Annotated in this window: 20 protein-coding genes; 10 read left to right on the top strand and 10 right to left on the bottom strand. The window is 40.4% G+C overall.

What is annotated here, in order from left to right; genetic code table 11:
• From DBR40_RS17590 to DBR40_RS17575, 4 genes are read left to right on the top strand one after another with little or no spacing between them, the layout of a single operon-like run.
• Positions 1-990 carry a UDP-glucuronic acid decarboxylase family protein gene (locus DBR40_RS17590; protein WP_124561056.1) on the top strand — a complete coding sequence of 330 codons (990 nt, stop codon included), beginning with the start codon at positions 1-3 and terminating at the stop codon, positions 988-990.
• Between the two features lies 1 nt (position 991).
• Positions 992-2,014 (top strand): UDP-glucose 4-epimerase GalE, encoded by a 1,023-nt coding sequence (gene galE, locus DBR40_RS17585; RefSeq protein WP_124561055.1) that lies wholly within the window; start codon positions 992-994, stop codon positions 2,012-2,014.
• A complete protein-coding gene (locus DBR40_RS17580) occupies positions 2,015-2,572 on the top strand; it encodes a hypothetical protein (protein ID WP_124561054.1) in 558 nt (185 codons plus the stop codon). It begins immediately after the preceding gene.
• Between the two features lie 17 nt (positions 2,573-2,589).
• Positions 2,590-3,327, top strand: a complete 738-nt coding sequence (locus DBR40_RS17575) for a tyrosine-protein phosphatase (RefSeq protein ID WP_124561053.1) — start codon at positions 2,590-2,592, stop codon at positions 3,325-3,327.
• 121 nt (positions 3,328-3,448) lie between these two features.
• On the opposite strand, the gene DBR40_RS17570 is transcribed toward DBR40_RS17575, so the two are convergent.
• On the bottom strand, positions 3,449-4,678 hold the full coding sequence (locus DBR40_RS17570; RefSeq protein WP_124561052.1) for an ABC transporter permease: 1,230 nt from the start codon (positions 4,676-4,678) through the stop codon (positions 3,449-3,451).
• Between the two features lie 157 nt (positions 4,679-4,835).
• Positions 4,836-5,189, bottom strand: a complete 354-nt coding sequence (locus DBR40_RS17565) for a HesB/IscA family protein (protein WP_124561051.1) — start codon at positions 5,187-5,189, stop codon at positions 4,836-4,838.
• A gap of 93 nt (positions 5,190-5,282) precedes the next feature.
• On the opposite strand from DBR40_RS17565, the gene DBR40_RS17560 reads away from it, so the two are divergent.
• The 3 genes from DBR40_RS17560 to dnaA all read left to right on the top strand — a co-directional run bounded on the left by DBR40_RS17560 (position 5,283) and on the right by dnaA (position 9,467).
• On the top strand, positions 5,283-5,813 hold the full coding sequence (locus DBR40_RS17560; protein ID WP_124561050.1) for a hypothetical protein: 531 nt from the start codon (positions 5,283-5,285) through the stop codon (positions 5,811-5,813).
• A gap of 166 nt (positions 5,814-5,979) precedes the next feature.
• Complete coding sequence (locus tag DBR40_RS17555; protein ID WP_124561049.1) at positions 5,980-7,527, top strand: methylmalonyl-CoA mutase; 1,548 nt, start codon at positions 5,980-5,982, stop codon at positions 7,525-7,527.
• A gap of 509 nt (positions 7,528-8,036) precedes the next feature.
• Entirely contained in the window at positions 8,037-9,467 is a 1,431-nt protein-coding gene (gene dnaA, locus DBR40_RS17550) for a chromosomal replication initiator protein DnaA (RefSeq protein WP_124561048.1), read from the top strand.
• Between the two features lie 111 nt (positions 9,468-9,578).
• On the opposite strand, the gene DBR40_RS17545 is transcribed toward dnaA, so the two are convergent.
• The 5 genes from DBR40_RS17545 to DBR40_RS17525 all read right to left on the bottom strand — a co-directional run bounded on the left by DBR40_RS17545 (position 9,579) and on the right by DBR40_RS17525 (position 12,612).
• Positions 9,579-10,127, bottom strand: a complete 549-nt coding sequence (locus DBR40_RS17545) for an NUDIX hydrolase (RefSeq protein WP_199748376.1) — start codon at positions 10,125-10,127, stop codon at positions 9,579-9,581.
• Positions 10,128-10,175: 48 nt separating this feature from the next.
• Positions 10,176-10,565, bottom strand: a complete 390-nt coding sequence (locus DBR40_RS17540) for a hypothetical protein (RefSeq protein WP_124561047.1) — start codon at positions 10,563-10,565, stop codon at positions 10,176-10,178.
• 143 nt (positions 10,566-10,708) lie between these two features.
• Positions 10,709-11,506 (bottom strand): TPM domain-containing protein, encoded by a 798-nt coding sequence (locus tag DBR40_RS17535; protein ID WP_124561046.1) that lies wholly within the window; start codon positions 11,504-11,506, stop codon positions 10,709-10,711.
• Positions 11,506-11,949: a TPM domain-containing protein gene (locus tag DBR40_RS17530; protein ID WP_124561045.1), complete on the bottom strand. Its 444-nt coding sequence runs from the start codon at positions 11,947-11,949 to the stop codon at positions 11,506-11,508. Before DBR40_RS17530 ends, DBR40_RS17535 begins: the two co-directional genes overlap by 1 nt.
• An 81-nt stretch (positions 11,950-12,030) precedes the next feature.
• Positions 12,031-12,612, bottom strand: coding sequence for a LemA family protein (locus DBR40_RS17525; protein ID WP_029275651.1), 582 nt, complete (start codon positions 12,610-12,612; stop codon positions 12,031-12,033).
• A gap of 479 nt (positions 12,613-13,091) precedes the next feature.
• Here DBR40_RS17525 and DBR40_RS17520 point away from each other — a divergent pair, with 479 nt between their 5' ends.
• The 3 genes from DBR40_RS17520 to DBR40_RS17510 are packed head-to-tail and all read left to right on the top strand — an operon-like array spanning position 13,092 to position 15,529.
• Positions 13,092-14,633 (top strand): NAD(P)/FAD-dependent oxidoreductase, encoded by a 1,542-nt coding sequence (locus tag DBR40_RS17520; RefSeq protein WP_124561044.1) that lies wholly within the window; start codon positions 13,092-13,094, stop codon positions 14,631-14,633.
• 33 nt (positions 14,634-14,666) lie between these two features.
• Positions 14,667-15,134, top strand: coding sequence for a DinB family protein (locus DBR40_RS17515; RefSeq protein WP_124561043.1), 468 nt, complete (start codon positions 14,667-14,669; stop codon positions 15,132-15,134).
• A 35-nt stretch (positions 15,135-15,169) separates the two neighbouring features.
• Entirely contained in the window at positions 15,170-15,529 is a 360-nt protein-coding gene (locus DBR40_RS17510) for a CoA-binding protein (protein WP_124561042.1), read from the top strand.
• On the opposite strand, the gene DBR40_RS17505 is transcribed toward DBR40_RS17510, so the two are convergent.
• From DBR40_RS17505 to DBR40_RS27135, 3 genes are all read right to left on the bottom strand, one after another.
• Entirely contained in the window at positions 15,526-16,635 is a 1,110-nt protein-coding gene (locus DBR40_RS17505; protein ID WP_158674077.1) for an acyloxyacyl hydrolase, read from the bottom strand. The two genes, DBR40_RS17510 and DBR40_RS17505, sit on opposite strands and share 4 nt — an antisense overlap.
• A 1-nt stretch (position 16,636) precedes the next feature.
• Positions 16,637-17,602, bottom strand: coding sequence for a lipid A deacylase LpxR family protein (locus DBR40_RS17500; RefSeq protein WP_124561040.1), 966 nt, complete (start codon positions 17,600-17,602; stop codon positions 16,637-16,639).
• Positions 17,603-17,686: 84 nt separating this feature from the next.
• On the bottom strand, positions 17,687-17,821 hold the full coding sequence (locus DBR40_RS27135) for a hypothetical protein (RefSeq protein WP_255420123.1): 135 nt from the start codon (positions 17,819-17,821) through the stop codon (positions 17,687-17,689).
• Positions 17,822-18,171: the final 350 nt, after the last annotated feature.

The following is an 18,171-nucleotide window of genomic DNA, read 5'->3' as shown; positions in this document are numbered from 1 at the left end:
ATGGGTCGAAAAAGAATTTTGATTACAGGTGCAGCCGGATTTTTAGGTTCGCACCTTTGTGATCGCTTTGTGAAAGAGGGTTTTCATGTTATCGGAATGGATAACCTGATTACGGGCGACATGGCAAATATTGAGCATTTGTTTAAACTCGAAAATTTTGAGTTTTACAACCACGATGTTTCCAAGTTTGTACATATTCCGGGTAAGCTTCACTACATCTTGCACTTCGCTTCACCGGCAAGTCCGATCGATTACCTCAAAATCCCGATCCAGACCCTTAAAGTGGGGTCGTTAGGTACGCACAACCTGTTGGGCTTGGCCCGAAATAAAAGCGCAAGGATGCTTATCGCTTCAACTTCTGAAGTGTATGGAGACCCGAATGTAAATCCACAGCCAGAAGAATATTGGGGTAACGTAAATCCCGTTGGCCCACGCGGCGTTTACGATGAAGCCAAGCGTTTTCAGGAAGCCATTACCATGGCCTATCATACCTTTCACGGTGTAGAAACCCGGATTGTAAGAATCTTCAATACTTATGGCCCAAGAATGCGCTTAAACGATGGCCGTGTTTTACCAGCTTTTATCGGGCAGGCGTTAAGGGGCGAAGATTTAACTATCTTTGGGGATGGAAGCCAGACCCGCTCTTTCTGTTATGTTGATGATTTGATCGAAGGAATTTACCGTTTACTGATGAGTGATTACGCCCAGCCGGTAAACATTGGTAACCCGGATGAAATTACCATTAAACAGTTCTGCGAAGAGATTATCAAACTTACTGGTACCTCACAAAAAATCGTGTACAGGGAACTTCCTCAGGATGATCCAAAACAACGCAGGCCGGATATTACCAAAGCAAGAGAGATATTAGGCTGGGAGCCGAAGATAGATCGTGCTGAAGGATTAAAAATTACATACGAATATTTTAAATCATTGCCTCCAGAGGCTTTGGAAAAGATAGAACATAAAGATTTTACCACATTTAACCGTTAAAATGGCAAAAATATTAGTTACTGGTGGAACAGGATACATAGGTTCGCACACAGCAGTAGAATTACACAACGCAGGATACGAAGTTGTAATTGTTGATAACCTTTCTAACTCGAACATTAAAATTTTAACCCAGCTTCATGCAATTACTGGCAAATGGTTCGATTTTCACGAAATCGACCTTCAGGATGACAAAGCTGTACAGGAATTTGCAGAAAACCATACCGACATTGATGGAATTATCCACTTCGCAGCTTCAAAAGCAGTAGGCGAATCGGTTGAGCAACCCTTAAAATATTATAAAAACAACTTTTACGGATTAATTAACCTGTTAATCTCATTCAACAGAAAAATTAATTTCGTGTTCTCTTCTTCATGTACCGTTTATGGTCAGCCAGAAAGCTTACCAGTAACCGAAGCAGCACCTGTACAAAAAGCAGAATCGCCTTATGGTAACACCAAACAGATTGCTGAAGAAATTTTAGCTGAAACTGCTGCGGTAACACCTGATTTAAATATCATCGCTTTGCGTTACTTTAACCCGGTTGGAGCGCATGAAACAGCTTTAATTGGCGAGTTGCCAAACGGTGTTCCGGCAAACCTGGTTCCTTTTATCACCCAATCGGCTATTGGTAAACGTGGCCCGATTACGGTTCATGGCGATGATTACAATACTCCTGATGGTTCTGCGATCCGCGATTATATCCACGTAGTAGATTTGGCCAAAGCGCACGTTGCTGCTATTAAACTTTTAGAAGCAGGAAACCCAAATGGTAACTACGATGTTTTCAATATCGGTACCGGTACCGGTTCTTCGGTTTTAGAAATCATTACTGCTTTTGAAAAAGTAAATGGCGAAAAACTGGATTATAAAATTGGCCCAAGAAGAGCTGGTGATATTGTGCAGATTTATGGCGATGTACAGAAATCGAATGCGCAACTGGGTTGGAAAGCCAGTCTGGATATCAACGAAATGATGCGCTCGGCATGGGAGTGGGAAAAATACATTAAGGCCAACCCTTTTTAAATGAAATTATCGGAGCACAAAGATCTTAAAGAAGCAATTACCGGTTTACCTGTTAAAGAAAAAGACAAGTTATTACTGCGTTTAGTTGCAAAAGATAAAGTGCTTACCGAACATCTTCATTATAAATTGTTGGAAGATGAAACGGATTTAAACGACCGGAAAGAAAAGATTAAAGCCGATGTAGATGAACAGATTTTGGAAATACACAAGCTGAATGCGAAAGAAGCTTTGGTAAAAGTCCGGAAAATGATTACCACCGTAAATCATTTTTATAAGGTTACGAAAGATCCGTTAGGGGAGGTAGAACTGAAAGTGTTTATCCTCAATGCCGTTCCTTTCGACTATAAGAAATCAATTTTTGGTTACCGCGATTTTATGATATTATTTACAGCATTTTATCTGAAAACGACCGCGGTAACCTTAAATAAGTTTAAAAAACTTCACGAAGACCACCAATTCGACCTGAGCGAAGATTTTAATCATTTGCTCAATAAAATCTATTCCTCTAAATTTGCAGGTGCAGCCGAGGCAAGTAATCTGCCAAGGGAAATAAGTTAAAATCATGATCTACCATTATGTTCGGATTATTTAAAAAGAAAAAAATAGCACCCGAATTTAATTTCTCAAATATTGGGACCGATATGCACTCGCACATTATCCCAGGTATTGATGATGGTGCACAAACTATAAAAGATTCTTTACTGCTGGCCAAAAAGTTTAAGGCCCTGGGCTACCATAAACTGATTGCCACACCGCATATCATGGCCGATTATTACCGCAATACGCCCGATACCATTAACCGTGGTCTTGATGTGTTAAGAAAGGGATTAAAAGAAGCTGAGATAGATCTGGAGGTTCAGGCCGCGGCCGAATATTATCTGGATGAGACCCTGGAGAAAAAAATCAGGCAGAAAGAGGTATTAACTTTTGGGGCCGATTACCTGCTTTTCGAACTATCTTATATCAATGCGCCACAAAACCTGCTCGATTTTATAAAGATGATTCAGGATGCTGGCTATAAACCTGTTTTGGCCCATCCCGAAAGGTATCCCTATTACCACCAGACTTTCGAAAATTATCAACAGATTAGAGAAACGGGCTGCCTGCTACAGTTAAATACCATTGCCTTGACCGGCTATTACGGTGCTGGCGCAAAAAAAGTAGCCGAAGAAATGGTCGAAAACCACCTTGTCGATTTTATGGGTAGCGATATGCACCACTTAAAGCATGCCGCCGCATTAGAAGATAGCTTAAGCACACCTTTTATCGAAAATTTGCTAAGTCAGCACCAGTTGGGGAATGCCTCGCTTTAGGATTGTTTAACTGCTTGAATCGGTTAACTGTATTTCAATCTTCTAACTGTTCTAGTGTCTAAGCGCTGGAAGCCAGAGCTTTCTAAGTCTCATATTGCAATTATATTAACCGGTTAACCCTCTATTCATATCTCAGCGCTTCAACAGGATCTAATTTCGATGCTTTTTTAGCAGGATAATAGCCTGAAAGGATTCCAACCAATACGCATAGTACGAAACCCCCGATAATAAATAACCACGGAATAAGGAATGCGCCACCCATGGCCAGCGATATGATATTTCCGAGTACAATGCCTAAAAATATACCCAGCACACCGCCCATCAGGCAAATTACTACAGCTTCGATTAAAAACTGACGGCGTATTACCTGTGGATTGGCGCCGATAGCCTTACGGATTCCGATTTCGCGCGTACGCTCTGTAACCGAAACCAACATAATGTTCATTAAACCAATTGAAGCACCAATAAGTGTAATAATACCAATGGCTACACCACCAATGGCCACAAAAGCCAGGTTTTCGAAAAGCGTTTGTGCAATGGCATCACTCTTGGTAATTTCGAAGTTATTGGTTTCGTTAACCTTTACCTTACGAATATTTCTAAACAATGCTGTTGATTCTCCGATAATGTTCTCCTGCATTTCATTGCTGGGCACCATCACGGTAATGGTGTAAGATGGGTTGGCGTTTGCATTAATCTGTTTCGCTTTTACCAATGGAACATAAACAGCCCTGTCGCCGCTAAAACCCATACTCGATCCTTTTTTCTCCAATATGCCAACAATTTTAAGACGGTTGTTGCCTACATTAATGAGTTTATCAAGCGGATCAGCATCTTTAAAAAGTTTTTCTACTACCTCGCCACCTACAATACATACGTTGCTACCCAATTGAATTTCAGAAACACTAAAATTTCTTCCCTGTGATAGGTTTAAACCTTGCGAGGCGAGGCCATTTTCGTCAATTCCCTGTACATTAATATTAGGATTGGTTTTTAAACTGCCATATTTAACAGTAGAACCACCGCTTGCAAATACACTTACAGCTACTTTGGCTGGTGTATTTAAGCTGTCTTTAAATTTTACCGCATCTTCGTAACGGATAGCTTTAAAAGGTTTGGGCCTTTTGCCATTACCGATTCTGATACCTGTACCACGGTTACGGATGGTAAATGAATTGGCACCCATGCTACTAAAAGCATCAGTCATACTTTTCTTTACAGCATCAAGTGTGGTTAAAATCCCAACTAAAGCCATTAAACCAATGGCAATAATCAAGGCGGTAAGCATGGTGCGCAAGCGGTTACCTTTAATAGATTCTAATGCCAGTCTGATGTTTTCTCTGTAATTCATTTATAATAAGTATCAAGTCAAGTATCGGGTATTAAGTATGAATATGGGGTTAATCCTTATACCCTACACCTTTTGCCTTCAACCACTATGGGTAAAAATAAAAAAAGTCCCGGTGTTTAGACATCGGGACTATATTATATGTTACAATATATTTTATTTATGCCGAGAAACTCGTGCCACAGCCGCAAGTGCTGGTAGCATTAGGGTTAATGAAGGTAAAACCGCGCGAGTTTAATCCATCCTGCCAGTCAATCATCATTCCCATCAGGTACATTTGGTGGGCCTTGTTCATAAAAACCTTAATACCGTCTATAAAAAATTCCTGATCGCCATCTTTTTTCTGATCGAAACCCAGAATGTAGTTCATGCCTGCGCAACCGCCACCTTCCACGCCAACGCGTAAACCGTAATCTTCACCAATTTCCTGCTGATCTCTTAATTTATATAACTCTTTGGTTGCTCCTTCCGAAAAAGTAACTGGTGCAAATCCTGTATCAACTGTTGTGCTCATGTTATTTACAATTTTATCTGTTACAAATATAAATAATAATGCACATTTTTGCTTTTAACGGTCAGCTAATATTACCGTATTTAAACAATACTTATGAATACCCAACAGATTTTAATCGATGTAGTGATCTTATTTGCAGGCATTTTCGCTGCACTAATGGCAGTTTATTGTATTTTAAAGGGCGATATTCAGCGCTTTTTTAACTTAAAAGCCATTGAACTGAATAAAGAAACCAGGGCGCACCTGTTACCGTTAAGATTGCAGGCGCACGAGCGTTTAATTATTTTCGTCGATCGGATTAACCCTGCAAACCTGTTGGTTCGCCTTCATCAGCAAGGTATTGATTTGGCTACTTTACAAGCGGGTATCTTAAGTGAAATCCGTGCAGAGTACCAGCACAATATTACCCAGCAGCTGTATGTGGATCCTATAACCTGGGGTGTAGTACGTAAATTAAAAGATGATACCATCGGGATGATCACCAATGCGGTGCAGGGCTTGCAGGCAGGTTCGAACGGAATTGAACTTAGCAAAGCCATTTTGCAACACATGGCTACCATTGATGAAAATCCTTACGATTTAACATTAGAGTTGATCAAGAAAGATATTAACCAACTGTTTTAAGCGGTGATTAACTGGTTGAAAGTGTGTTAACTGGTTAATTGTTTAAATCGGTTAACTATTTAGGTGCCGCGATTAGTATTGGGCGCTAACAAGTTTGGAATTGATTGCTTGGAACCAATTAACCAGTTTGTACAATTAACCAAAAATTAACTAACTAACCCAATATATGAGCGCCAGGAAACATACCACTACATCAGGCATTGAAATAAAAGGGCTGTACAGCTCGGCTAGGCCAATGGAAGAGCAGCCGGGACAATATCCCTTTACCCGCGGCATACAAAAAGATATGTACCGTGGCCGCTTGTGGACCATGAGGCAGTATGCAGGTTTTTCTACTGCCGAAGAATCTAATAAGCGTTACCATTATTTATTGGCTCAGGGAACTACAGGCTTATCGGTTGCTTTCGATCTGCCCACGCAGATTGGTTATGATTCTGATCATGAAATGGCTGATGGTGAAGTTGGAAAAGTAGGAGTGGCTATTGATTCGCTCCAGGACATCGAAATTTTGTTCGATGGCATTAAGTTGCAGGATATTACCACTTCAATGACCATTAATGCTACCGCTTCTATTTTACTGGCCATGTACATTGCGTTGGCTAAAAAGCAGGGAACAGATTTAAAACAGATTTCAGGGACGATACAAAACGATATTTTAAAAGAATATGCTGCCAGGGGGACCTATATTTATCCCCCCAAGCAATCGATGCGCTTAATAACTGATATTTTTGAGTTTTGCAGTAAAGAAGTGCCCAAGTGGAATACGATTTCTATTTCCGGTTACCATATTCGTGAGGCCGGGTCGACCGCGGTACAAGAATTGGCTTTTACGCTTGCCAATGGCAAAACCTATTTAAAAGCAGCTTTAAATAAAGGTTTGGATATTAATGTTTTTGCCAAAAGGCTGTCATTCTTTTTTAACTGCCACAATAATTTTTTCGAAGAGATTGCAAAATTCAGAGCGGCACGGCGTATGTGGGCCAAAATTACCAAAGATTTGGGCGCTACCGATGAAAAGGCGCAGATGCTTAGGTTTCATACCCAGACCGGTGGTTCTACTTTAACGGCACAACAACCTTTAAATAATGTAATCAGGGTGAGCAATCAGGCTATGGCGGCGGTATTAGGCGGCACACAATCGTTGCATACCAATGGCTACGATGAAGCCCTGTCGCTCCCTACAGAATCGGCAGCTAAAATTGCTTTGCGTACACAGCAGATTATTGCCTTTGAAAGCGGCGTAACCGATACGGTTGATCCATTGGCAGGCTCTTTCTTTGTAGAAAGCTTAACTGATGATGTTGAAGCAGCCGCATGGGTATATATCGACCGGATTGATGCTATGGGCGGTTCGGTTAATGCCATTGAGAGCGATTATATGCAAAATGAAATTGCAGCTGCATCTTATCAGTATCAGAAAGAGATTGAAAGCGGCGAGCGGGTTTCGGTAGGAGTGAATAAATTTACTCAGGAAGAAGAAGGTTTAACCGAAGTTTTTAATGTCGATGATTCTATCCGCAAACTACAAACTGAAAAGCTGGAGCACCTAAGAGCAATGCGCGATCAGGCAGCGGTAGATGAAGCATTACGTATATTAAAAGAAGCCTCACAGGGCGACACCAATTTGATGCCTTTGATTATTGATGCTGTTGAAAAGTATGCTACCCTTGGTGAGATCGCTGATGTACTGAGAGCTACCTTCGGTGTTTATTAAAATCGTTTTCAGTCATGTTAATAAGCAGCTGATCTGACAGGTGATAGCGGGTTCAGTGCCTGGCGCAAAATGATCGGTTCGCTGTCGGATAATAGCTACAAAAAAAGTATTGCAGGGTTTAATCTGTCAGTAATACGAAGCGCGCGCTCAAACGACATATTATTTATACTTTATACTTGTTTGATTATCAGTGTTTTCGGGTGAGAAATGGAGTTGTATTCGAAAAAGAGGCTTAAAATGGCTTGGAATTTGCTTTTTAACGGTGATTTGAAATTAACCGGAGGCAATCGTGTTAAATAATTGTAAATGTGGAAAACCAGTGTTAATAAATAGTTATTAACATAAAAAATTGAGGTTAAGTAGGCTACTTAATTCCTTATCAGTGGGTTACGATTTATTTAAAATTTTTGTTTAAAATGTTGATAATTTTCTCAATATTCGTAGTCCCGAAACGGACCATCCCTTTATATCGAATCGGAACTGAAAATCAATAAATTATAGAAATCGCAATGGAAAAAACTTGTACAGAAGTATGGAAGAACTGTCTCCAAATTATTAAGGATAACATCCCGAACCAAAGTTTCAAAACCTGGTTCGAGCCAATAACAGCCCTTAAATTGGATGGCAAGGTTTTAACCATACAGGTGCCAAGTTTGTTCTTTTACGAATGGCTTGAAGAACATTATGTAGGCTTGCTACGCAAGACGGTAAAAAAACAACTTGGAGAGGATGGCAGGTTGGAATATAATATCGTTGTAGATAAATCATCGAACAGCGGTAATCCTTATACTACCAATATGCCCTCAAATGGAAATGGCGCGGAGGCAAAGGTACAATCGATGCCGATTCCGGTTTCCATTAATAAGGATATTAAAAACCCATTTATTATCCCTGGATTAAAGAAATTAAATGTTGATCCACAATTAAATTCAAACTATACTTTCGAAAATTACATTGAGGGAGATTGCAACCGTTTGGCACGTTCGGCAGGTTATGCTGTGGCTGCAAAACCAGGAGGTACATCTTTTAACCCCTTAATGATTTACGGTGGAGTAGGTTTGGGTAAAACCCACCTGGCGCAGGCAATCGGAAACGAGATTAAACGCAGCATGCCGGATAAGCTGGTAATTTATGTGAGTTGCGAGAAATTTTGCCAGCAGTTTGTTGATTCATTAAAAAACAACACCATTAACGATTTCGTTAACTTTTACCAGGCAATGGATGTAATCATTATGGATGATGTGCACAACTTTGCCGGAAAGGAAAAAACGCAGGATATTTTCTTCCACATCTTTAACCACTTACACCAATCGGGTAAACAGGTAATCTTAACATCTGATAAAGCGCCGAAAGATTTGGCTGGTTTGGAAGAGCGTTTGTTAAGTCGTTTTAAATGGGGCTTATCTGCTGATTTGCAAATTCCTGATCTGGAAACGCGTATTGCCATTTTAAGAAAGAAAATGTATGCCGATGGTATTGAATTGCCAGGCGAAGTGGTTGAGTATGTAGCACATAATATCGATAACAATGTGCGTGAGCTGGAGGGAGCCATGGTATCATTGCTGGCACAGGCTACTTTGAACAAAAAAGAAATCGATTTAGCATTGGCAAAACAAATGCTGAAGAATTTCATCAAAAATACCTCCAAAGAAATTTCAATGGAGTATATCCAGAAACTGGTTTGCGAGTATTTTGAAGTGCCGGTTGATATGGTTAAATCGCAAACACGTAAACGCGAGATTGTGCAGGCACGTCAGATTTCGATGTACCTTTCTAAGAGCCATACTAAATCATCACTAAAAACGATTGGTGCTTTCTTTGGTGGCCGCGATCACAGTACCGTAATTTATGCTTGTCAAACGGTAGAAGATCTGATCGATACCGATAAAAAGTTTAAAGCATATGTACACGATATCCAGAAAAAACTAAAAATGAGCTAAGTTTTATACAAACTTATTGTTCAATAAAAAAGCAGCCAGATGATTAAAATCTGGCTGCTTTTTTTACCCATAATTTTTGAGATAGGAATAAGGGGCCTATCTCAGATTTTATTAACCTTTGGCTATTTCTTCCAATCCATAAAACAACGCTGCAACGTGTAAAGCCTGTGCAATCTTGTTTTCTTTAATCAGCTGTTTTACTTCTTCAACAGTATATTCTTCAACATTTAAAATTTCGTGCTCATCTAAGTGTTGTTCGTGGGTTTTAATGCCTCCGGTTAAGATATAAGTAAAAGTAACGTTATTAGCTGTAGCTGGATTAGGATAAAGCTCTGCAATTAGTTTGCAGGTTTTAAAGCTGTAGCCCGTTTCTTCTAAAAGCTCGCGTTTAATGGCAAATTCTGGCGCTTCATCGCCATCAATTACACCTCCTGGCACTTCGAGCGAAACAATATCGGCTGCATGGCGGTACTGGCGCACCATAATTATTTTTCCTTCTTCGGTTAAGGCGATAGCGTTAACCCAGTTGGGGTATTCTAAAACGTAGTAATCGTCTTTAATAATGCCATCGGGCAATTTAACCTCGTCTACCCTTAAAGTAGCCCACTTTTCTCTTACTAAATATTTAGAGGCAATTTTCTGCCACTTTTCTATAATCATCTATTTTATGTTAATTGAAATTTACGCCAAACTAAAAACTGCCAGCTCCTAACCGAGGTATTGTTGTATTGTTTTCTGACGGTGCAGGTTAACCAAATGTACAATCTTATGCTTGTCTGATAAAAACTGGTACACTAGGTTTAATTTAGGAGCAATAACTGAATTCCTTTCGGCACTGATTCCTAATTCGTAATAAAGAAATTCGCTAAGCGAATCCAGCTTTTCGGGAGCAAGATTGCCTTCGTTAAGCCAGTTTTCAAAAGCTGGTAAGTCCTGACTTTCCAAAATACTAAGCGGTAACATGAAGCTTTTCTCCATGGTCTCATCAAAAAGCGACTGAGCTTCTTTAAACTTTCCCTCCAGTTTTAAGCCCATAATACAGGCCAGTACTTCGGCCAGTTTTTGTATTTCTGCTGTAATTAAATCTTTTCTGTACATTGTTGTAGGGTTATAAGCTGTTATGAGGCTCGTGTAACGTGCAACATTTAAGGCGTTCCTAACTTAGTTGTTGTAGTGTTAAAGGTTGTAAGGTTCATATAACTTTCAGCACTCAAAAAGTTCCAATTTATCAACTATTGAACCTACCAGCTTCCGCTAGAGCCGCCACCGCCAAAACTTCCGCCTCCAAATCCGCCGAAACCACCTCCGCCTCCGGAAGAACCTCCGCCCCAGCCACTATTGCCGCCCCAACCACTATTGCCGCCACGGCCACCGCCGCCACTGCCAAAAAGCATAGCCCAGAATAATGCATTAGAAGCACCACGACCACCAATAACCTCACTGCCACCACCTCCTCCTTTTCTCATGATGATCAGGATTACGATGACAATAATAATCACAATAATAATGCTACCACCGCCGCCACCGCTCTTTCTGTTCGCTACCCTGGGGTTGTCGTTCTTGTATTCGCCTTTGGTATATTTAATGATAGAGGTAGTTGCTGCATCCAGTCCGGCATAATAATTTCCGGCCCTGAATTCGGGCTTAATGTCATTATCGATAATCCGCTTGGCATAAACATCGGGTAGGGCACCTTCAACGCCGTAACCTGTTTGGATGGAGATTTTCCGATCACCAACAGCCACAACAATCATAATACCGTTGTTTTTGCCGCTATGGCCAACACCCCATTTTCTGCCCAGGTTTACTGCATATTCATTAATGTCATAGTCGCCTACCGATTTTAAGATCGCTATAGCAATTTGTGTTGATGAAGAATCATCGAAGGCTACCAGCTTACTTTCCAGTGCCTGTTTCTGCTCGGCAGACAGAACGCCCGAATAATCGTTAACCAGGGTGCCTGGTTTTTCTGGATAATCCTGTGCAAATGCAAAGTTGAATAATAAAGCCAGTAACGATAAAAGAAATATTTTTTTCATTACTTATTTTCTTGTTGATCCATAAAAACAATGTCATTTGGCAATTCATTAATATCGCCTTTTTGAGGTGGAAAAAACAAAGCCAGCTTTTCTCCTGCTAAAGTTACCCCGGCAATAATGCCTTCGGCTAAATCGCCTTTGGCAAAATGAGCGGTCATGGCAATTTTGGTGGTTTCCCAAAAATCATAAGGCACCAGTTTGTTAATCCCTACATCGCCGATAATGGCAAATTTATGGTCAACGTGCGCCAGATAAATCAATACACCATTTCTTCTGGCTGTTTTATCCATATCCAGTTTAACAAAATATTCAACGGCTTTTTCATACGGGTCAGCCTCACAATATTTATCAATAGCAATCCTGATTTCTCCCGAGGTAGCTTTTTCAGCTTGGGCAATGGCATTGGCTATTTTTTCTTGTTCAATATCCGAAAATAACGACATGTGCTTAATTTTTTGTGAAGTAAAAAGGGTAGTAAATGTTCAAATAAACATTTACTACCCTTAAATGTTATGGTTAAAAGATTAAAACTCTACTTTAGGTGCATCTTTGGCCGTAGCATCAGCTTCGAAATAACCTTTAGCTTTAAAGCCGAACATTCCGGCGGTTAAATTGGTTGGGAACGACCTGATTTTGCCGTTGTACTCCTGTACGGCATCGTTAAAATCTTTACGGGCAACCGTAATCCTGTTTTCTGTACTTTCTAACTGGGCAGATAAATCGCTAAACTGTTGGGTAGCCCTCAACTCAGGATAATTCTCAGTAATAGATAATAATTTACCCAAGGCCTGGCTCAACTGGCCTTGTGCAGCCTGGTATTTCTGAATATTTTCTGGTGTTAGTTCATCAGCCTTAACCGTCATTTGCGTAGCTTTTGCACGTGCTTCAGTTACTGCCGTTAAGGTTCCCTGTTCAAATTTAGCTGCACCTTTTACAGTTGCTACTAGATTCGGAATTAAATCTGCTCTCCGTTGATACTGGGTTTGTACCGTTCCCCATTTCGATTTTACGTTCTCATCTAGTTTAACCATGCTGTTATACCCACAAGAGCTTAAAGTGCTTACTGCAATAACTGCAGCTAAAATCCCAAATATTAATCTTTTCATTTTTATGGTTTTTGTGTTTTTAATCTAATTGATTTTGCTCAATTTACGAATTAGATATCAAATTGCATGCCTTTGTTACAGTTTACATTTTTATCTGACACGTTGGCAAATGCCTTCGCCAACCACATTGGAAAAAAAAGATTTAGTTTTTTGTGCTAAAGAATATTAACCGGAAACCATTTTTTGTTTGGAGCGCAGGGTTCTTTACTTTTTTTAACGGATGTTCCTGCTCTCCGCTTTATCCCGATGTAAAATCGGGATGCCCACTCTTAGAACAGTAACACGGAAAACCTGCAAAGTAGCAACAAAGCAACTGATTGAGTTGGTGTAGTAGTTTCCAATGAAATACTGCAATTGCTTTCTAAAAAAAATAAAGCGTCACATTATTCTGAGATAATTTTTAGTCGTCTTCCCAAGTCATCAAATGTGCTTTCAGATGCTTATCTTTGTACTGATTCGGGATAAAAACCTGACATGATATGCAAAAAGACATCGAAATTACTTTGCTCCCAAACCAGGTTGAGCAAACAGAAGTGATTAAGCAGAAGCTTGCCGACGCGCTAAAGCTACCTGTATTGCGAATTAAGGGCTACGAAATATTGAAAAGATCAATTGATGCCCGTTCCCGTAAAGTTATTTTCAGGCTACAGGTAAGGGCTTTTATTGATGAAGAAGCTATTCCGGAAGTTTATACAGTTAATTACCCCAATGTTACTTCGGCCAAACCGGTTATTATTATTGGCGCAGGCCCTGCTGGTTTGTTTGCAGCCTTGCAATGCATCGAAAACGGATTAAAACCGATTATTGTTGAGCGTGGTAAAGATGTAAAACAGCGCCGTAGGGATTTGGCTGCCATTAACAAACAGGGCGTTGTAAATACCGAATCCAATTATTGCTATGGGGAAGGGGGAGCCGGAACCTATTCAGATGGTAAATTATACACACGTTCTAACAAACGTGGCGACATTAATAAAGTGCTTCAGGTTTTTGTAAGCCATGGTGCTGAGCCCGACATTGCTATCGATGCCCGACCGCACATTGGTACCAATAAATTACCTCACATCATCACCGCCATAAAAGAAACTATTTTAAATGCTGGTGGTGAGGTAATGTTTGATAGTCAGATGACCGATATTTTAACCGAGCATGGAGCTGTAAAAGGGATCGAAATTAATTTTCAGGATAAATTTTTTGCAGATCGTGTTATTCTGGCAACCGGCCATTCGGCCCGGGATGTGTACGAATTGCTGAACAGGAAAAATATCCTTATTGAAGCAAAACCTTTCGCTTTAGGGGTTCGGATAGAACATCCGCAAGAAATTATCGATTCGGCCCAGTACCATTGCGATATCCGGTCAGAATTTTTACCGCCCGCTTATTACAGTCTGGTAGAACAGGTAGGCAGCCGGGGAGTGTTTTCTTTCTGCATGTGTCCGGGAGGTATTATAGCCCCCTGCGCAACAGGCGAGAATGAAATTGTAGTAAACGGCTGGTCGCCATCAAAGCGGAACAATCCTTACGCCAACTCAGGTACCGTGGTGCAAGTTACTTTAAACGATGTTCAGGGGTACGATCCGCTGCGGATGCTTAATTTTCAATCCGAAATAGAAAAAGTAGCTTTCGAGGCTGGTGGTGGTAATCTGGTTGCACCTGCGCAACGGATGGTCGATTTTGTAAATAATAAATTATCTATCGACCTGCCTAAGAATTCTTATCTGCCCGGTACAAAAAGCGCTATGCTTGATAATATTCTGCCAGATTTTGTATCCGATAGCTTGCGTGCCGCATTGCCTTTGTTCGGAAAAAAAATCAGGGGCTATTATACCAATGAAGCCATTTTAGTGGGGGTTGAGAGCAGGACCTCTTCGCCGGTGCGTATTCCGAGAGATAAGGAAACCTATCAGCATCCACAGATAAAAGGGCTCTATCCTTGTGCCGAAGGGGCAGGTTATGCCGGTGGAATTGTTTCGGCTGCAATTGATGGTATTAACTGTGCAAATGCGATATTGACGGTATCTTAACAAACTTTATAATACACAGGTTGTTGTTTGATTATGTTTAATATTACAAACGAAATTAAAAAAGCTTTTAATGGCGATGCATGGCATGGTAATCATGTAATGCAGACCTTAAATAATGTTAACCCCGAAAGTGCGTTTAAGCATTTTATTCCAGGAGCGCATTCTGTTGCCGAAATTGCCCTGCATTTAACTGCCTGGACAGAAGAAGTAACTTTGAGGTTAACGGGCAAACCAGCCAGAGAGCCAGAACGGGGCGATTGGCCATTACCCGAAAGTAAAACATCTCAGGGGTGGGAGCGGATCATCTTTAATTTTAAAGTGGCCAATGAAGAATTGATTCGCATTTGCGAGAATTTAAAAGCCGGCCACTGGGAAGATGAGGTAAAAGACGAAAGGAATCCGGCTTTAGGAACAGGTGTAACTAATACCGAGCTTTTAAGTGGTTTGGCCCAACACCATGCTTACCATTCAGGTCAAATAGCATTGCTTTCTAAGTTCTAGGCAAGAATCTGTTTAATTATTTAATCTGTTCAACAATGAATAAAACACTCATTATAGGCGCATCGCCCAATCCATCAAGGTATTCGTATAAGGCAGCACACATGCTTAAGCGTTTCAATCACGATATTATCAATGTGGGTATTAAGCAAGGGTCAGTTGCCGGCGTTGAAATTGAAAAACCTGGTCAGATCCATACCGATATCGATACCATCACTTTGTATATCGGTCCTGCCTTGCAAGCACAATATCACGACTATATTGTGGCTACCAAACCTAAAAGGGTTATTTTTAACCCGGGTACAGAGAATGCGGAACTCGAAGAACTATTGATTGAACATAATATCGAACCTGTTGAAGCCTGTACTTTGGTATTGTTAAGCACCGGACAATATTAAAAACGGTATACTACTCCCCAGTTTACATAATCGGCTTGTGCAAAGTGCATGTAGGTTTTGGCTTGTAAACCAATGTGTGGAGTGATGTTAAAAGTAGGTCCAAATGTCCAGTACCAGGTTGCTTTTTCCATTAACCTGTTGTAGTGAATGTATTTTCCAATCTGCGCCGCTACAGTAACGCGCCATAAATTAATATCGGCACCTATGCTTAAGCCGGTACGCCATCTGTCGTAAGAAGTGCCATAATTTTGATAGGTTTCTCCATTACGATTTGGGTCATATACAGTAAAATAATAAACGGCATCAGCCCCGGCCTTTAGCGACATGATATCGTTTAAATAGAAATTATAGCCTGCATACAGCCCACTTTTATAAAGGCTTTTGGTGTTATCGCCAAATACGCCTCTGGCGCCTATACCAGCATTAACTTCAATAGCGTTTCGCTGCAAAGTGGTATAAGTGCTTTTTCTTTCGGCAGTAAGTTGCTTTGGGTTGCCAAGTTTCAGCCCGATATATACATTTCCGGTATTTAATCCGCCGTTTGGCACAGTAGCTCCACCGTTCGATACGTGCAGGAAGCCAAAGCCAGCCAATAAATCAGTGTATTTGCCCAGAGGCAGTTCCATACCCAGGTCTGCTTTAATTGTTTCGTTAATCGGACTGCCCAGAAATCTGTTTTTGGTGTTATTAAAGTAGTATTTATTGGTGTAGCCCAAACCTACCCCCGGCGTAAAGTTAAATTTAGCCTTTCCAATTTTGAATAACTGGAAATCCATCTGTAATACGGCGCCGTAAACCTGACCGAATGCATGGGCTGAAGTGTCCTTAGTTCCTTTTAGCTTGCTCAGGTCTCTGAAAATAAAGCCAATGCCATATGATTTTGCACCACTAAATCCAATCCATTTATCGCTATTCTGGCTAATATCCTTAAAATATGCGGCATCAAAGCCTGTTATCTGGTCCTGAAACAAATGCCCCTGATCGTTATTTACATGCGTACCAAATATCGGTTTAATAATAATGGCGTGATTTTCTGGCGCTATTTGCGCTTTAGTAAAAGATAAACCTGTAAAAAGTAAGGCAAAAGAGAGTAATTGTTTTTTCATATTAACTTTTACTAAAACGGTAAGCAAGACTGTAAAAAGCATATCGGTATCCCGTTGCGCTGTTTTTAACTTCGTTTGAAGTAAATGTAGCCGTGTAATTGGCTGTCCAGCGGGCAATGGCAAAGGTTAAACCAACCTGTGTGGTAAAAACCATGGGTTTTGGTTTAAAGGTAACGGGGCCTTTATCGTTTAAGAACAGGCCACCTTGTAAGCTTGAATCGAAGGCTACAGCATGTAACTGAGGTGCAACCGAAAGGAAAAGCTCATATTTTCGTTTAGCATTGCTTTTGTTGTGGTTGCTTACTAAACTATTAAAGGCAGCCGAACCATCCATTTCATTAAATTTTCCTAACCTGAGTATGGCGCCAACATTTGCTTTCGTTATTACATTGCCCACAGCTGCAGATGCAGTTCCGGTAACATCAAATATTTCATTAGGGGTAGCCAGCAGGCGTTTGTTGTATTCTATGCCGAGGTTTAAGGTTGGTTCGCTGTTTAATCCATACTCCCAGCCCTCAATTTGGTTCTGGCCAACCAGTTTATGAAAAGCCTTTTGAAACTCCTCGCCCAAAGCATCTTTACCTGTAAGGCCTACCTGTGCTGTAACCTTTAATAACTGTTTGTTTTCGTAAAACCTGCTGTAATTGGCCTCGCCATATAAATACGCTGTAAATGGCCGGTCGTGCAATGCAGGGTTTGGAACAAAACTATAATAAGGGTTGTATATTTTTTGGCCAAGTTCAAACCCGATTATCTCTTTGCTTCTACCTGGTTTTAAGCTTGCGCCATTTAAAGCATGCCTGTATTTAATAAAAAAACCATTGGTGTAGTAACGATCGCTGGTAATATCTATATAGGCATCGTTTTCCGAAATAACTACGATTTCGTTTTTATAGTTTTGAGCATGGCTCAACTTTGCAACGAAAATAAAGAGCAAAGGCAAGTATATTTTAAGCGTTGATTTCATTAATAATAAGGATCACATAATAAAGCGGTAAAAGTATTAATTATTGTTCAATATCCCGATAGTTATACCATTCACTAATAATACTTAGCTTTCATCAGCAAAGCCTGTTACTTTTCCATATGTGTTTTTAGTCTCTCTTTTTGATGCAAGCGCTACAAAAGAAGAATCCTCATAGCCCCCAAAAATTAAAAAACCAGCTTCCAGCCTTAATTTTCTCAACTGCTTAATGGTTTCAAAGCGCCATCAAGGCGCTTTGAAACCATCTAAAGTGCCAATTGTTTACAACAGGTACGATTATTTCCTGCTGTAAACCATTAAGTTAGCATAAACTCCATAAAAAATAGATAAAAGGATTTGTGCGGGTTATAATTTTTCCTACCTTTGCAACCCGCTCGGAAGGAGAGGGGATCAGTTGAAAAACGTACAATGGTGAGGATGGGGCGAGATTTATTTTAAAATAAAGCTTGCAGGAAGGAAAAAGATTGTTACCTTTGCAGCCCGCTCCGGAATTTCGCGCACATTGCCAACGCAATTTAAGTACAGTAGCGGCAACCAAAAACGGATCTTAA

The sequence above is a fragment of the Pedobacter sp. KBW01 genome (assembly GCF_003852395.1).
In the GTDB taxonomy this organism is placed as follows: Bacteria; Bacteroidota; Bacteroidia; order Sphingobacteriales; family Sphingobacteriaceae; genus Pedobacter.
This window is presented reverse-complemented; position numbering and strand designations above follow the sequence as displayed.

Coding starts and splice junctions, on each gene's coding strand:
- DBR40_RS17540 (WP_124561047.1), bottom strand. CDS start 10,565: ATGTACAGAAAAGATTTAATTACAGCAGAAATACAAAAACTGGCCGAA.
- galE (WP_124561055.1), top strand. CDS start 992: ATGGCAAAAATATTAGTTACTGGTGGAACAGGATACATAGGTTCGCAC.
- DBR40_RS17565 (WP_124561051.1), bottom strand. CDS start 5,189: ATGAGCACAACAGTTGATACAGGATTTGCACCAGTTACTTTTTCGGAA.
- DBR40_RS17575 (WP_124561053.1), top strand. CDS start 2,590: ATGTTCGGATTATTTAAAAAGAAAAAAATAGCACCCGAATTTAATTTC.
- DBR40_RS17525 (WP_029275651.1), bottom strand. CDS start 12,612: ATGAAAAGATTAATATTTGGGATTTTAGCTGCAGTTATTGCAGTAAGC.
- DBR40_RS17555 (WP_124561049.1), top strand. CDS start 5,980: ATGAGCGCCAGGAAACATACCACTACATCAGGCATTGAAATAAAAGGG.
- DBR40_RS17530 (WP_124561045.1), bottom strand. CDS start 11,949: ATGTCGTTATTTTCGGATATTGAACAAGAAAAAATAGCCAATGCCATT.
- DBR40_RS17535 (WP_124561046.1), bottom strand. CDS start 11,506: ATGAAAAAAATATTTCTTTTATCGTTACTGGCTTTATTATTCAACTTT.
- dnaA (WP_124561048.1), top strand. CDS start 8,037: ATGGAAAAAACTTGTACAGAAGTATGGAAGAACTGTCTCCAAATTATT.
- DBR40_RS17580 (WP_124561054.1), top strand. CDS start 2,015: ATGAAATTATCGGAGCACAAAGATCTTAAAGAAGCAATTACCGGTTTA.
- DBR40_RS17510 (WP_124561042.1), top strand. CDS start 15,170: ATGAATAAAACACTCATTATAGGCGCATCGCCCAATCCATCAAGGTAT.
- DBR40_RS17590 (WP_124561056.1), top strand. CDS start 1: ATGGGTCGAAAAAGAATTTTGATTACAGGTGCAGCCGGATTTTTAGGT.
- DBR40_RS17560 (WP_124561050.1), top strand. CDS start 5,283: ATGAATACCCAACAGATTTTAATCGATGTAGTGATCTTATTTGCAGGC.
- DBR40_RS17505 (WP_158674077.1), bottom strand. CDS start 16,635: ATGAAAAAACAATTACTCTCTTTTGCCTTACTTTTTACAGGTTTATCT.
- DBR40_RS17500 (WP_124561040.1), bottom strand. CDS start 17,602: ATGAAATCAACGCTTAAAATATACTTGCCTTTGCTCTTTATTTTCGTT.
- DBR40_RS17520 (WP_124561044.1), top strand. CDS start 13,092: ATGCAAAAAGACATCGAAATTACTTTGCTCCCAAACCAGGTTGAGCAA.
- DBR40_RS17545 (WP_199748376.1), bottom strand. CDS start 10,127: ATGATTATAGAAAAGTGGCAGAAAATTGCCTCTAAATATTTAGTAAGA.
- DBR40_RS17515 (WP_124561043.1), top strand. CDS start 14,667: ATGTTTAATATTACAAACGAAATTAAAAAAGCTTTTAATGGCGATGCA.
- DBR40_RS17570 (WP_124561052.1), bottom strand. CDS start 4,678: ATGAATTACAGAGAAAACATCAGACTGGCATTAGAATCTATTAAAGGT.